The 13822-nt window shown below is 59.2% G+C and carries 14 protein-coding genes; 5 read left to right on the forward strand and 9 right to left on the reverse strand.

The features are described from left to right. Window positions 1-44: 44 nt before the first annotated feature. Window positions 45-695 (forward strand): lysoplasmalogenase family protein, encoded by a 651-nt coding sequence (locus tag AC0V6X_RS05595; protein ID WP_486183601.1) that lies wholly within the window; start codon window positions 45-47, stop codon window positions 693-695. Here AC0V6X_RS05595 and AC0V6X_RS05600 read toward each other — a convergent pair. Then, on the reverse strand, window positions 692-1525 hold the full coding sequence (locus AC0V6X_RS05600) for a TauD/TfdA dioxygenase family protein (RefSeq protein WP_486183602.1): 834 nt from the start codon (window positions 1523-1525) through the stop codon (window positions 692-694). The genes AC0V6X_RS05595 and AC0V6X_RS05600 overlap by 4 nt on opposite strands. 66 nt (window positions 1526-1591) lie before the next feature. Continuing rightward, window positions 1592-4393 carry a DNA gyrase subunit A gene (gene gyrA, locus AC0V6X_RS05605; protein WP_486183603.1) on the reverse strand — a complete coding sequence of 934 codons (2802 nt, stop codon included), beginning with the start codon at window positions 4391-4393 and terminating at the stop codon, window positions 1592-1594. A gap of 336 nt (window positions 4394-4729) precedes the next feature. Between gyrA and AC0V6X_RS05610 the strand changes: the two genes are divergently transcribed. Continuing rightward, the gene (locus tag AC0V6X_RS05610) at window positions 4730-6070 is read left to right on the forward strand and encodes a hypothetical protein (RefSeq protein WP_486183604.1); all 1341 of its coding nucleotides are present in this window, start codon (window positions 4730-4732) and stop codon (window positions 6068-6070) included. Between the two features lie 79 nt (window positions 6071-6149). Here AC0V6X_RS05610 and AC0V6X_RS05615 read toward each other — a convergent pair whose 3' ends face one another. The 4 genes from AC0V6X_RS05615 to AC0V6X_RS05630 are packed head-to-tail and all read right to left on the reverse strand — an operon-like array spanning window position 6150 to window position 8910. Continuing rightward, window positions 6150-6890: an NYN domain-containing protein gene (locus AC0V6X_RS05615; protein WP_486183605.1), complete on the reverse strand. Its 741-nt coding sequence runs from the start codon at window positions 6888-6890 to the stop codon at window positions 6150-6152. Between the two features lie 55 nt (window positions 6891-6945). Further along, window positions 6946-7587 carry a carbonic anhydrase gene (locus AC0V6X_RS05620; RefSeq protein WP_486183606.1) on the reverse strand — a complete coding sequence of 214 codons (642 nt, stop codon included), beginning with the start codon at window positions 7585-7587 and terminating at the stop codon, window positions 6946-6948. Between the two features lie 31 nt (window positions 7588-7618). Beyond that, the gene (locus AC0V6X_RS05625) at window positions 7619-7927 is read right to left on the reverse strand and encodes a P-II family nitrogen regulator (RefSeq protein ID WP_486183607.1); all 309 of its coding nucleotides are present in this window, start codon (window positions 7925-7927) and stop codon (window positions 7619-7621) included. Next, window positions 7924-8910, reverse strand: a complete 987-nt coding sequence (locus AC0V6X_RS05630; protein ID WP_486183608.1) for a sodium-dependent bicarbonate transport family permease — start codon at window positions 8908-8910, stop codon at window positions 7924-7926. Before AC0V6X_RS05630 ends, AC0V6X_RS05625 begins: the two co-directional genes overlap by 4 nt. A gap of 160 nt (window positions 8911-9070) precedes the next feature. On the opposite strand from AC0V6X_RS05630, the gene lipA reads away from it, so the two are divergent. Together lipA and AC0V6X_RS05640 are read left to right on the forward strand one after the other, a co-directional pair. Beyond that, window positions 9071-10051 (forward strand): lipoyl synthase, encoded by a 981-nt coding sequence (gene lipA / locus AC0V6X_RS05635; protein WP_486183609.1) that lies wholly within the window; start codon window positions 9071-9073, stop codon window positions 10049-10051. Continuing rightward, window positions 10051-10512 carry a type II toxin-antitoxin system RatA family toxin gene (locus AC0V6X_RS05640; RefSeq protein WP_486183610.1) on the forward strand — a complete coding sequence of 154 codons (462 nt, stop codon included), beginning with the start codon at window positions 10051-10053 and terminating at the stop codon, window positions 10510-10512. The genes lipA and AC0V6X_RS05640 overlap by 1 nt, the downstream gene beginning before the upstream one ends. Here AC0V6X_RS05640 and AC0V6X_RS05645 read toward each other — a convergent pair. Genes AC0V6X_RS05645 through AC0V6X_RS05655 form a run of 3 tightly spaced genes read right to left on the reverse strand, consistent with a single transcriptional unit; the run spans window position 10473 to window position 12722 of the window. Beyond that, window positions 10473-11033, reverse strand: coding sequence for a CinA family protein (locus AC0V6X_RS05645; protein WP_486183611.1), 561 nt, complete (start codon window positions 11031-11033; stop codon window positions 10473-10475). The two genes, AC0V6X_RS05640 and AC0V6X_RS05645, sit on opposite strands and share 40 nt — an antisense overlap. Continuing rightward, a complete protein-coding gene (locus AC0V6X_RS05650; RefSeq protein ID WP_486183612.1) occupies window positions 10990-11532 on the reverse strand; it encodes a hypothetical protein in 543 nt (180 codons plus the stop codon). Before AC0V6X_RS05650 ends, AC0V6X_RS05645 begins: the two co-directional genes overlap by 44 nt. A 26-nt stretch (window positions 11533-11558) precedes the next feature. Further along, window positions 11559-12722, reverse strand: coding sequence for a bifunctional 2-C-methyl-D-erythritol 4-phosphate cytidylyltransferase/2-C-methyl-D-erythritol 2,4-cyclodiphosphate synthase (locus AC0V6X_RS05655; RefSeq protein WP_486183613.1), 1164 nt, complete (start codon window positions 12720-12722; stop codon window positions 11559-11561). A 76-nt stretch (window positions 12723-12798) separates the two neighbouring features. Between AC0V6X_RS05655 and dusB the strand changes: the two genes are divergently transcribed. Further along, entirely contained in the window at window positions 12799-13821 is a 1023-nt protein-coding gene (gene dusB / locus AC0V6X_RS05660; RefSeq protein ID WP_486183614.1) for a tRNA dihydrouridine synthase DusB, read from the forward strand. The last annotated feature ends 1 nt before the right edge of the window (window position 13822 follow it).

Genomic DNA, 13822 nt, shown 5'->3' on the forward strand with positions numbered 1-13822 from the left:
GCTAGCTTCCTAGCAAGTCCGCATCAGGGAAGGGCCGTTTCAAAATGGCAAAACGAGCGCTGATCGAACATCGCCCTTGGCTGCTGGCCGCGGTGGCTTGCGCGGTTGCGTTCTACTTCCTGCGCGACAATCCCATCGGCGGCGTCTGGCTGATCCTGCTAAAAGGCGCGGGCGTCGGCTTTCTGGCGATCTATGCGATACGCCGTGCACCGGGCGCAGACGGTGTGTTGTTGGGCGTCGTTATGGCCTTGTCCGCGCTCGCTGACATGGCCTTGGAGCTCTATTTCACGGTGGGTGGCGCGATCTTTGCGGCCTCCCATGCAGTGGCAATCGTGCTCTATATGCGCAACCGGCGGGAAAAAACTGTCATCAGTCAACGCTTGTTAGCGGCGACCATGCTGATCGGAGTGCCATTGGTGTCGTACTATCTGAGCGGACGCATCGACATCGCCATTTACGCAGCCGTTTTGGGAGCCATGGCCGCAGCCGCCTGGACAAGCCGCTTTCCGCGTTATCGCGTCGGTATCGGAGCGGTGCTCTTTGTCGTGAGTGACTGGCTGATCTTTAGCCAGGGCGGGGCAGTGGACCTTGGCGATATTCCGAGCCTGCTGATCTGGCCGCTCTACTTCGCGGGCCAATTGATGATCGCCACGGGCGTCACGCAAACCCTGCGCGGCGAGCGGGTTACAACCTAGGCCGCAATCGTGGTCCGGTGTAGCTCGCGGCGATAGCCGTCATAGCCGCCTGTCGCTTTGTGCAAAACGCTGCGATTGTCCCACAGAACGAGCATGTCCCGCTCCCAGCGATGGCGATAGACAAACTCGTCACGCGATTGCCACGCGGCAAGTTCCATCAGCATCGGGATGGCTTCGTTTTCCTCCATCCCCTCTATTCCGATGATATAGCCAAGCGTAGAGTAAATCGCCTCTTCGCCTGTCTCTGGATGAGTGCGGATCAGGGGGTGTGTGCGGGTGGCATTGGCGCTCTCGTCTGGGCGGATCGCCATGGAACGTCCTGCTTTTGCGTCTTTATCGCCATAGGTGCCATCAGGGGCATAGGCCAGCTTGGCCGAGTGGATCGCGGTAAGGTGACGCAGCTCCTCTTTGCGGGGTTCGGGAAGGGCGGCAAAGGCTGCAACTTGGTCTGCGAACAAAGTGTCGCCGCCAACCGGAGGGATATCTATCGCCAGCAGGCAGGTGCCCGAAGGCGGTGCGGCAAGGAAGCTCCAATCCGAGTGCCAATTCTCTGCAAACAGCGGCGAGGTTTCATCCGCCTCACGCAGGATCGCGGCGATGTTCTGACGGCCTTCGATGGGATCAAAGAACGGGTCTTGGCCAAAGCCGCCCATGGCTAGAGTAAAGCGCTCCAGCGCATCGTCATCCATGCGCTGGTCAGCAAAGGCGAGCACCTTATGCTCCAACCATGCCCGCCGAATGCCAGCGGTGGCTTCGGCATCCAGCGGCTGCCCCAGATCCAGTCCGCGCACAATAGCCCCGCATGCCTGTCCCGATGGTTCAACAATCATACCTGAGCCTCTCCCTCCCAAGTCTGACCTTAAGGCTAATGAGGAGGGGGAGGCTTGGCAATTGCCCTATTCGGGTGGCTCTTCGCCGATATCCTTGTCGGTCTGAGGCGTAGTGTCAGGAGCGGTTTCGTCGCCTCCGCCGCGACGCTCGACCATTTCCTCGGCGATGGCCTCTTCGGCCTCGTTCTCTGGTTCTTCGGTCTCGTCAATTTTGACCGCGCTCACGATCTGCTCGTTCTTGCCAACGTTGAACAGGCGGACCCCTGCGGTGTTACGGCCCATGACGCGCAAGCTTTCGAGCCCGATGCGGATCAGCTTCGCTTGATCGGTGACAAGCATCAATTGCTCGCCCGTCTGGACGATAAAGCTCGCCACAACAGAGCCATTGCGGTCAATGTTGTCGATATTGACGACACCCTGACCACCGCGTCCGGTCTTGCGATATTCGTAGGCGCTAGAGATCTTGCCATAGCCGTTGGCGCAGACGGTGAGGATGAATTGCTCCTTCTCCTTAAGCATCTCATAGCGCTCTTCGGAGAGGTCCGGTTCACCCTCTTTCTCGCCCTTCCATGGGGCGAACTTGATATATTGCTCGCGCTCTTCAGGAGTGGTGCCGGTCGCGCCCAGAGTGGCGAGCGAGACGACCTCGTCGCCATCAAACAGCTTCATACCACGCACACCGGTCGAGGTCCGCGAAGTGAACTCGCGCACGTCCTCTGCACCAAAGCGGATCGCCTTGCCTCCCTTGGCCGCCAGCATCACGTCATCGGATGGCGCGACAAGGCGCACGCCAATCAAGCGATCCTCACTGCCTTCTTCAAACTTCATCGCGAACTTGCCGTTGGATGGGATATTGGTGAAGGCGTCCATCGAGTTGCGGCGGACATTTCCCTTGGCCGTCGCAAACACAACCGAGAGCGCCCCCCATTCATCCTCATCCTCTGGCAGAGGCAGCACGGTCTGGATTGTCTCATCACTGTCGAGAGCAGGGAGCAGGTTCACAATCGGTCGCCCACGTGTCGTCGGGCCGCCTTCGGGCAGCTTCCAGACTTTGAGGCGATAGACCTTGCCTGCGGTCGAGAAGAACAGCACCGGATTGTGCGTCGAAGTGACGAACATCTCGGCAATCGCATCCTCGTCCTTGGTGCTCATCCCCGCGCGGCCCTTGCCGCCACGGTTCTGAGCTCGGAAAGTCGAGAGCGGCGTGCGCTTGATGTAACCGTCGAGCGTTACCGTCACGACCATGTCGTCGCGCTCGATCAGGTCTTCATCATCAAGGCCGTCCCAAGCAGGAGCGATCTCAGACACGCGCGGCGTGGCGTAAAGATCCCGGATCTCCTCCAGCTCTTCGCGCATCACTTGGTAGAGCTTCACCCGGTCAGCCAGGATCGCGAGATATTCCTCAATCTGGTCGGCGAGCTCTTTCAGCTCATCCCCGATCTCGTCGCGGCCCAGCGCGGTCAGGCGGTGCAGGCGCAGGTCGAGGATTGCCTTCACCTGACGGATGGAGAGGCGGTAAGTCCCACCCTCCTGATCCGCACTCGGCTCAATTGCTTCAACCAGACGGATATACTGCACGATGTCGCCAATCGGCCATTCCTTGGCGCGCAAACGTTCACGCGCCGACGCCGGATTGGGAGCGCCGCGGATGATCGCGACGACCTCGTCCAGATTGGAGACCGCAACCACCAGACCCAGCAAGATATGCGCGCGCTCACGCGCCTTGTTCAGCTCAAACTTGGTCCGCCGGGTGATGACTTCTTCACGAAAGCTGATGAACGCTTGGATGAAGTCGCGCAGCATCAGCGTTTCAGGCCGTCCGCCGCGAATGGCGAGCATGTTGGCCGGGAAGCTCGACTGCGCAGGCGTGTGGCGCCAAATCTGGTTGAGCACGACCTCTGCAGTCGCATCACGCTTCAGGTCGATGACGACGCGCACGCCAGTGCGAGAGCTTTCGTCGCGAATGTCGGAAATACCCTCGATCCGTTTGTCTTTGGCGGCCTCCGCGATCTTCTCAACCAGACCGGCTTTGCCGACCTGATAGGGGATCGAGGTGAAGACGATGCTCTCGCGGTCGCCGCGCATCGGTTCGATTTCATGCCGGCAGCGCATCAGGATCGATCCGCGTCCGGTCGTGTAGGCCGCCTTCGCACCGCTTGTGCCGAGGATCAGCGGTGCAGTCGGGAAATCAGGTCCCGGAATATACTCGATCAGCTCTTCCGAAGTGATCGCCGGGTTGTCCATAAAGGCAAAGCAGCCGTCGATCACCTCACCCAGATTGTGCGGCGGCACATTGGTCGCCATGCCGACTGCGATCCCGCCCGCTCCATTGACGAGCAGATTGGGGAAGCGCGCAGGCAGAACGGAAGGCTCTTTCTTGCGGCCATCATAATTGTCGACGAAATCGATCGTGTCCTTGTCGAGGTCATCGAGCAGCGTGTCCGCCACCCGCGCCAGTCGCGCTTCTGTGTAACGCATTGAGGCGGGCGGATCGGGGTCCATCGAGCCGAAATTGCCCTGACCATCGATAAGCGGCACGCGCATCGACCATGGCTGCGTCAGGCGTGCGAGTGCATCATAGATCGCGCTGTCGCCGTGCGGGTGAAAATCGCCCATCACATCGCCGACGATCTTAGCGCTCTTCACGTAAGGACGCCCGGCCACAAAGTTGCCGAGCTTGGACGCATAAAGGATCCGGCGGTGGACCGGTTTCAGCCCATCGCGCACATCGGGAAGTGCGCGGCTGACGATCACGCTCATCGCGTAATCCAGATAGCTGGTCTTCATCTCATCGACGATGTCGATGCGGCCATAGTCGCCCGAAGGTGCCGGGGCGGCGGGGTCGATAATGTCGGTGTCGTCGCTCAAGCGAATGCCCGTTCTTTATTGTCTAATTGATGGAGTTGTAATGTAGGCGCTCGCCCCCCTTTTCGCCACTCGAAGAAGCTCCAAAGACGGACCAAAGCCACGTTTTTCCACACTTGGAATAATGCGAGGCGAAGTGGGTTGTTATTGCGCTGGCCTGCGAACGATAATTTCAAGGCGCAGTAGCAATCTTTCCAACCATTCAATCCTCGTTCAGCCGCCATGCGCTAGATCGAATTGCAATCATGCGTGCTCTCGTTCAAGGAGCGCTCAGAATATACAAGGCAGCTCGGCCACCCCGGCTCGCCCCCTAGAAAACCACCCGTTGGAGGACCTTCGATGATTACCCTTTTCTCGCGCCAGCGTGCTTCAGCTCTTGCTTTGGGGATCGCTCTTGCGACGGGCACAGCAACTGTCGCGACCGCCGTAATCCCGACTGAGGCCAGCGCCCAGCGCAAACGGGACCGCGACCGTGGCGACTCCGATGGAGGCGGCTACAGTGATGAATTCCGTGCAGTCTACGTGCCCATTGAAGAGGCGGTGAAGGACGAAGCGGCTGACCTGACGCCCTATCGCGCGCAGTTCTTCCAGCTTGGTGATCTGATGAACACCAATGATGAGAAATATGCCGGCGGCAGCATGATCTTTAACGCTGGTGTCCGGACACAGGATCAGCAGCTGCAATTGTTGGGTATGGAAGCCATGATCGCCTCTGGCATGGTGCCAGTTGAGCAGACCGGCCGTTACAACTTCATCGCCTATCAACTTTCCAACGCAGCAGGCGACTTGGGTAAGGCACGCCAGTACCTTCAAGGCGCGATCAACTATAACTTCACGACCGATGGCATTGATGCTCCCGCGCTTCAGATTACCATGGCTGAGAACCATTTCTCCGCTGGTGAGTATGCGGAGGGTTTCACCTATTTCGACAATGCGGTCTCGATGCAGAAGAGTCGCAACGCCGCAGTTGATGAAAACTGGTATCAGCGCGGTATTTCAGTCGCTTACCGCAATGATATGCCTGAGAAGGTCTATGATATCGCCTATATGTGGGTCGCTGAATATCCCAGCGATTTCTCATGGCGTGAGACGATTAACCTGACGCGCAATCTCAATGAATACAGCGCTTCAGAGCGCCTCGATCTGCTGCGCCTCAACCGCAAGCTAGGATTGCTGGACGATGAAGCTGACGTAGAACGCTATGTCGAGGCCGCCGATCCGCGTCTTCTGCCGCAGGAAGTCAGCGATGTGGTGCGCGAGGCGCAGGCCGCTGGTGTCGCATCCTCGGGCAATCTCTACCTCGAAGAGGCGCTCCAGACCGCAACAACCCGCATTGGCATCGATCGCCGCGAATTGGCGGATATTGAACGGGATGCAAATGCTGCCGATGCGAGTGTCCGTTTTGTCGGTTCGACGGGCAACACTTTCATGAGCTATGGTGAATATGCCAAAGCGATCACCTTCTATGAGCGCGCCTTGACAATGCCCGGCGTCGACGAAGGTGAGATCCTGACGCGTCTGGGGATCGCTCAGATTGGTGCAGGCGACATGGATGCAGCCCGCGCAACCTTTGAAAAAGTCGGCGGCAATCGCGTGACGATTGCGCGCTTGTGGCTGGCCTATATCGATCAGGAAACCGCTGGCGAAGCGGCTCCGTCGCTCTCCGACCTGCTGGGCTAAGCTCCGCAAGGCCTAGGCCAACAAAAAGGGCGCTGCGAAATACTCGCAGCGCCCCTTTTTGTGCCTGTAACAGATGGGATCAGCGCAGGCGCTTTACATAGACCTGATTACCATCGCGCCGCTCCATGTCGAAGTTATCGAGCGTGTTGAAGAGGTCCGAAAGGCTCTTAAAGCCATAATTGCGTACATCGAAGCTGGAGCGGTTGCCGGCGATCTGACCGACTTGCTGGAGCTTCGCGAAGCCTTGTTCATCGCGCTTGGCCTCGGAATAGGCAGCAGTGATCAATTCTAACAGTTCATCATCGACTGATCCGTTGGGTGGCTTACTCGCCGACTTGGCCTTGTTCTCCCCAACATCAGCCTTGTCCGCCGCGTAATTCGCAATCAGCTGTTTGATGTCGATGAAGCGGGTGCAGACCGATTTGAAGGCAGGCGGGGTCTTCGCTTCGCCAAAGCCATAAACAATGATCCCATCCTGCCGCAGCCGTGTGACGAGCGGGGTAAAGTCGCTGTCCGATGTCATGATGCCAAAGCCATCGACCTTGCCTTGATACAGCAGGTCAATTGCGTCGATCGTCATCGCCATATCGGTCGCATTCTTGCCCTTCGATACGTCGAATTGCTGCTGTGGACGGATGCCGAACTTGTTGGTGATCTCAGCCCAGCGCTTGAGGTTGTCCTTGGCAAAGTTGCCATAGGCGCGGCGGATATTCACTTGTCCCAGCTCCGCCATCACGGTCAGCACAGGGTCAATCCCCTCCGGCGTCGTGTTGTCAGCGTCGATCAGCAGGGCGATGTTTTTAAGTTCTGTAGAAGTCATGCCGGGTTACATGGGCCGCCGGGCAGGGCGGGGCAAGGGCCAAGGCCCCGTGCCTCTAGTCTTCGGGCAGGAACTCCCCCGTTTCCTCATCGAGGGAATAGAGCACGCCTTCCTTGATCGAGAAATGTGCGCCGCGCAGTTTGAGGATGCCCGCCTCTTCCTTCTCATGCACCCAAGGGAAGGTGCGCAGGTTTGCCAAGCTTTGACGTATCGCGGCGAATTCCATGGCGAGCTCTGCCTTGCGCCCAGTGGTGCCGTGTTTGCGCACCACTGGCTCGCGTGCTTCGCTCAGCAATTCGATCCAATTGGCAACAAACCGGCCATCGCCTTCGCTGGCATCGGCAAAGGCGTTGGTGAGCGCTGCTTTGCACCCGCCGCAGCGACCATGGCCCATAACAACGATCTGCCGCACTTCAAGCATTTGGACTGCGAACTCCACCGCCGCTGACACACCATGCAGGCCGGGCTTGGGTTCACATGGGGGAACGAGGGCGGCGACATTGCGGACGACGAAGATATCACCCGGATCAACGTCAAAGATCTGCGCAGGGTCAACGCGACTGTCGGAGCAGCCAATGATCATCAGCTTAGGGTGCTGCCCCTCACTGACGGTCTGATCAAAAATCTCTTTCTGGCGTGGGTAAGTGTGTTCTCTGAAACGGCGATAGCCTTTCAGAAGCTCTGCAAATTCCGGCAATCATCCCTCCCAATGCGAAAGGGGCGGGTGATCAGAACCGCTCCCCTCGGACCACCTGTACGTCCCACATAAGGAGCAGAATTCCAAGCGGGTTCAACATCGGGGCAAGCTCATCAGCGAGTTTTTCAGCCTTATCTTCAGACGCGATGGTGAGAACAAAGACTTTGTCCGTGCTCATCACGCTTTCCTCACGCCACAGGCCCTCGCGACCCTTGCCGCTCTTCACAGGCGTAACCGTCCAACCAGTAATGCCGACCGAATCAATCGTATCGGTGATGCGCTTTTGCAGCGCCTTGTCGGTCAGGATTTCGATCCGTTTGCGGGTTACCGTCTCAATCATGGCGCCACTCCACTTCCGCCGGTGAGATACACAGCAAATGCGCTGATCAAACCAATATTGATCAGGACATTGAAGGGGAAGGTAATACTGAGCGACATCGTCAAATAAATGCCGGGATCCGCTTCGGGCAGCGCCAACCGCATAGCCGCTGGCACTGCGATGTAGCTCGCACTGGCGCACAGCACGCCAAGCGCGGCGGCAGAACCTGCATCAAGGCCGATCACCACACCCAGAGCTGTCCCAGCGGCTCCATTCACGATGGGCAGGAAGATCGCGATTGCGGTGAGCCTCCAGGTAATGGCGCGTGAATCCATCACCCGCCGGGCCGCAATCAGACCCATATCGAGCAGGAAAAGGCACAGGACGCCCTTGAAGCCTGCCTCGAAGAACGGGCTGACCTCGCCAAATCCGCTCGCCCCGCCGATCATCCCGATCACAAATGCGCCCAAAAGCAGCATGATGGAAGAGTTAGTGAAGACCTCATGCAGCATTTCAGAGGTCGATTGCTGACCGCTCTTGCTACCGAGCCCGCGCGCTAACAACAGGCCGCTGAGGATCGCAGGCGCCTCCATCGCGGCCATAACTGCGACCATGTAGCCGCCCGGCTCGCGCGATTGGCCGGTCAGGATTTCCACAGCTGTGACGAAGGTGACGACGCTGATCGATCCGTAGTGGGCCGCAACTGCTCCCGAATTGATCCGGTCGAGTCGGCCAAAGGTTTTAAGCACCGCATAGGCGAAGAAGGGCAGGGCAAAGCCTGCGACTATGCCCGCTCCCAGCGCAGAGATAACGGTCGCGTCGATGCCCGATTTTGCGACGGCGACCCCGCCTTTCAGACCAATCGCCGCCATCAAATAGAGCGACATTGCCTTCGCAATCGGCTCTGGGATCGCGAGGTCAGACCGGACGAAGGCCGCAAACAGGCCGAGCACGAAGAACAGCACAACGGGAGACGTGAATGTCTGGATCGCGGTTTCGAACATTTAGGGATAGCCGTTCTTGAAAAGGTGGGCGTTGAGGTTGCATTGAACTCAACAAACGCACTGCCCCTTAGGTTCCCCGATAGGCTTTGTGCAAGTCGGAGTAGCTCAGCCAGCCTAGGCCTGCTTGCAGCACCGCCTCTGTCGCACTAGATGGGCGGGCATGAACGATCTCGCCAATGCCCCTACGGCCCAGAGCTCTTCCGGCTCTGACGACGCGACCAGCGAAGCGCGGCCCGCTCGCCAGCGCAAACCTGACTGGATCCGCGTGCGCGCTCCGGTGAGCAAAGAGTATCACGAAACGCGCAAATTGATGCGTGAGCTCAACCTCAACACCGTGTGTGAGGAAGCCGCATGCCCCAATATTGGAGAGTGCTGGAGCAAGAAGCACGCGACTGTCATGATCCTTGGCGATGTCTGCACGCGCGCCTGTGCGTTCTGCAACGTCAAGACCGGTATGCCGCGTGCCGTTGATCCGATGGAGCCGGAGAACACGGCTGTAGCTGCTGCCAAGATGGGCCTTGAGCACATCGTCATCACCAGCGTTGACCGCGATGACCTGCCCGACGGCGGAGCAGGGCAGTTTGTGAAGGTGATCGAAGCCTTACGGCGCAACACGCCGGACACAACGATCGAAATCCTGACCCCCGACTTCCGTGGCAAGATGCGTCCGGCGGTTGAGGCTATCTGTGAGGCGGGTCCAGACGTTTACAATCACAATCTCGAAACCGTGCCGCGCCTCTATCCAACGATCCGGCCCGGCGCGCGCTATTACGCCTCGCTGCGTCTGCTTGAGGAAGTGAAGTCGCACAATCCGCTTATCTTCACCAAGTCGGGCATCATGCTAGGGCTGGGCGAACAGCGCTTGGAAGTGCACCAGGTGATGGACGACATGCGCTCTGCCGACGTCGATTTCATTACGATGGGGCAATATCTCCAACCCACGCCGAAACACGCTACGGTTGAGGAATTTGTGACGCCGAAGGCTTTCAACGCCTATGGCTCCATCGCGCGGGCCAAGGGCTTTCTCCAAGTCGCCTCAAGCCCGCTGACGCGCTCCAGCTATCATGCGGGCGATGACTTTGCGCAGATGCGTGCAGCTCGTGAAGAGAGGTTGCGCAAAAAAGACCGACTGAACGTCTGATGGTCGGGATTCGCGAAACCCGCCGCCTGCCTTACAGCGCCGAGCAGATGTTTGATCTGGTCGCCGATGTGAAGCGCTATGGCGAGTTTCTCCCTTGGGTCATCGCAAGCCGCGTACGTTCGGACAGCGAGACCGAAATGGTCGCCGACATGGTCGTTGGCTTCAAGAGCCTGCGGGAAAGCTTTACCTCCCGCGTCACCAAGGACCGCCCGCGAGAGATTGCGGTGCACTACATCGACGGGCCGCTCTCCGACCTCGACAATGTTTGGACCTTCCGGGAAGTGGATGAGCGCACATGCGAGATCGACTTTTCAGTCGACTTCCAGTTCCGCAACCGCGTGTTCCAAGCGCTCGCGGGTCAATACTTCGACCGCGCCTTTCGCAAGATGGTCGAAGCGTTCGAGCAGCGTGCAGCAGTGCTTTATGGTAACAACAATTCGAGCGCGCAAATCGTCGCCTGATTGCGGATCGCGGCACGGCCACCGGGCCCATCACCGCCTTCAAACATCTTTAGCTCACCTTCCGGCTCGCCCGTCTGATTGCGATAGGCGCGGGCAAAGACGACGGTGCCGACCGGCTTTAGCTGGGTGCCGCCGCCCGGCCCCGCCACTCCGCTGATCGCCACCGCGACATCGGCGTTGGAGCGCTCCAACGCGCCCTGAGCCATGGCCCATACACAGGCGATGGAGACCGCTCCAAACGTCTCGATAATGTCCTGAGCCACGCCCAGCGATTCCATCTTGGCTTCGTTCGAATAGGTGATGAAAGCGCGGTCGAGCACGGCGGAAGAGCCTGCCACTTCTGTCACTGCCGCTGAAACCAGACCGCCGGTGCAGCTTTCCGCCGTCACGATCTTGCGGCCCGCTTCGATATTTTCAGCCACTACGCGCTCAGCAAGGGTGGTCAGCTCGTCGGAGAGGAGATAGTTGCTCACGCCGTTACTCGCCGCCCGTCCACTCGCCATCATCTTGAGCCGCTTCATCGCGCTGGCCCATCTCGACGACAAAGCCGATCAGTTGCGCGACATTGTCGGCAGGCATCGGGTCGAGGATTTCGAGGCCGCGTTCAATCGTTGCGCAATCCTCGAGTTTGATTTCCTGCGCGACAAGGCTGCCGACCATCGCGTCCATGAAAGATCGCACTGCGTCATCGCCCATCATGTCGAACAGGCCGCTCATATCGTCCTCACCCGATCCGGCGGCCATGGTGATCATGGCTTGCTTGGCAGCTGGCCATGCAGCATCGGAGCCTTCTGAGAACTTGACGCTTAGTCGCTCGGCATTCGACAAGGCGTAGCCATCATGATTGAGCTGCGCACCGCAGGTCGCCACATAGGCATCAAACGCCAGAGGCAGCGCATAGCGCGAAGCAGCGGCGACTGCTGCCGGGTCGAGATCATCGGCCTGCGCCATGGCGGGGCTGGCGCTGACCATCGCTGTAGCGGCAAGGCCAGCGAGGAGGAAAGAAGGGGCTTTCTTCATGGATATTCTCCTGAATAGGGAGGGGGTTAACTTGCGCGTTGGACGCCGACGATGGCCTGCGCTGCAATGCCTTCGCCGCGGCCTGTAAAGCCGAGTTTCTCGGTAGTGGTTGCCTTGATGCTGACCGCTTCTTCAGGAAGCCGTGTCAGCCGAGCAACTTCTGCGCGCATGGCGGGGCGATGGGGGCCGATCTTCGGCGCCTCACAAATGATGGTAAGGTCGATATTGCCAATCGCATAGCCAGCATCACGCGTCAGTTTTGCCGCATGCTGAAGGAACTGCCCAGACCGTGCGCCCTTCCATTTCGGATCGCTGGGCGGGAAATGGGTGCCGATATCGCCATCGCCAATCGCGCCCAAGACCGCGTCGGTGATCGCATGGAGCGCCACGTCTGCGTCGGAATGGCCAGCGAGACCATGCGTGTGTTCCAACTTCACTCCGCACAGCCACAACTCCTCACCCTCAACCAGGCAATGTACGTCATAGCCTTGACCGATGCGGAAAGCGGGGAGGGTGGGTTCGTCCATCAGGTCCTGCTCAAAAGTGATTTTCTTCAATCGCTCATCGCCTTGGACGAGCGCAACTGAATGGTTGCTGGCCACAAGGACCTGCGCGTCATCCCCAGCGCTCGCTTCGCCCTGCCAATCGCGGTGCGCGGAAAGGATCGCGTCATAGAGAAACGCCTGCGGGGTTTGCACGCGGTGGAGGGTGTCGCGGTCTGCGGTGCCTTCCATCGTGTCGCCGGCGGTGGAAACGACCATGCTGTCGACCACAGGCAGCACCGGGATCGCTCCGGGTGATACCGTAGACACCGCCTCAACCAGCGTTTGCGTCACCGCGCGAGGCAGGTCAGGGCGCGCCGCGTCGTGGATCAAAACAATCCTCGGCGGGGTGCCGGACATGGCCTCCAGCGCGTTAAGCACCGATGCCTGCCGAGTTGCTCCTCCGATAACGAAGCGCACAGGAGAAAGTCCCTCCAAAGCCCTCGCTGAAATTGCCTCGCCGCCCTCAGGGATCGCAACAACAACCTCGCCAGCGCCATGCACTAACAGCCGCTCAACTGAGTGCCGCACGAGCGGTTTCCCGCGCCATTCACGGAACTGCTTGGGAAGATCGCCGCCCACGCGCAGGCCCTTGCCAGCAGCCACCACGATGGCCGCAAATTGGGGAAGAGGCGCTTTATCGTCCATAGGCCAAGGCGCTTAAGGTCTGGACGGATATTACGCAATCCACTATGCGCTGCCCATAATTTAGGCACTCCTCTCCATGACACAGCTTCCAAACCCTCCGGCCTTGAAGCCAATCCAGATTGGTCCGGTCACGATCAACGAGCCTGTCCTGCTCGCGCCGATGACCGGCGTGACCGACATGCCGTTTCGCACTCTGGTGCGGCGCTATGGCTCTGGCCTCAACGTGACTGAGATGATCGCGAGCGAGGCAGCTATCCGCGAAACGCGTCAGTCGATCCAAAAGGCTGAATGGGACAAGACTGAAGAGCCAGTGTCGATGCAGCTGGTTGGCTGCGATCCGGGATCGATGGGCGAGGCGGCCAAGCTGCAAGAAGGCAACGGTGCCGCGATCATCGACATCAATTTCGGCTGCCCGGTGCGCAAAGTCGTAGGGCAATATGCAGGCTCTGCCTTGATGCGCGAAGTGCCGCTCGCGACCAAGTTGATGGAAGCCACCGTCAAGGCGGTCGATGTGCCGGTGACGGTCAAAATGCGCATGGGCTGGGATCATCAGAGCCTCAACGCACCAGAAATGGCGCGCATTGCTGAAGACCTGGGGGTCAAGATGATCACTGTGCACGGACGCACGCGCAACCAGATGTATAAAGGCTCTGCCGACTGGTCCTTCATCCGCAAGGTGAAGGAAGCGGTGAACATTCCCGTCATCGTCAACGGCGATATCTGCACGATCGAAGACGCGTCCAAAGCGCTCGAGCAATCGGGTGCGGACGGGCTCATGATCGGGCGCGGCGCCTACGGCAAGCCATGGCTGCTCGGCCAAGTCATGCACTGGTGGCGCACGGGTGAGAGCATTCCGACTCCCAGCTTTGACGAGCAATATGCGACGCTCGTCGAGCACTATAATCGCATGCTCGATCATTATGGCCGCAATGTCGGGACCAAAATCGCGCGCAAGCATCTGGGCTGGTATACAAAAGGCATGCATGGTTCGGCAGAGTTTCGCCATCATGCGAACTCGATCGACGATCCGGACCAGGTACTGGGCGAAATTGAGCGGTTCTATCAGCCCTTCCTCAACCGCACCGCCAAAGCGGCCTGAG

This window comes from Erythrobacter sp. S267 (assembly GCF_057365045.1).